Consider the following 578-nt stretch of genomic DNA (forward strand, 5'->3'; position numbering starts at 1 on the left):
TCCGGCCGCTGGAATCCCGATCTGGGTGTCCGGTTCGCTCTCCAAGGCCGTTGTACGACGCGTCGCAACCTGGGGTGACGGGTGGATTCCGATCATGGGTGCCGCGGACGACGACCTACGTGAAGGGATCGACGTCATCGGCAAAGCGATGGCGGATCTCGGACGCGATCCAGCGGAATTGCAGGTCCGTGGACGACTGACCGTCGTACGCGGGTCCGACGGTTCGATCGACCTCCCGGCGACGATGATCGGCGCCGAGCAGCTGCTCGAATCCGGTGCCACCGATGTGCTGGTTGCGCTGGCAGCAGTAGATCCGGATCCGGATGCGGCGATGGCAGAGTTCGGCGAGCTGGTGTCGGCCTTCGCAAAGGTGACCCGCTGACGATTGCGTCGAGGCGGTAGTTCTATCGTGCGAAGTGTTGTAGTGCAGCCTGATCGAGGAGAGAACACATGACCGAGAGCATCGTCGTGGATACGAGCCTGGAAGCGTTGCTCGACGCCCGGATCAGCTGCCGCGCCTACGAGGACCGTCAGGTGCCACGTGAGGTGATCGAGGAGATCCTTCGGCTGGCGCAGAA

The 578-nt window shown here is 63.3% G+C and carries 1 pseudogene; it reads left to right on the forward strand.

From position 1 onward, the window contains the following. A pseudogene (locus tag A2J01_RS13960) lies at nucleotides 1-382 on the forward strand (LLM class flavin-dependent oxidoreductase); the annotation flags it as partial. Nucleotides 383-578: the final 196 nt, after the last annotated feature.

The organism is Rhodococcus sp. EPR-134 (assembly GCF_001647205.1).
Lineage (GTDB): Bacteria > Actinomycetota > Actinomycetes > Mycobacteriales > Mycobacteriaceae > Rhodococcus_F > Rhodococcus_F qingshengii.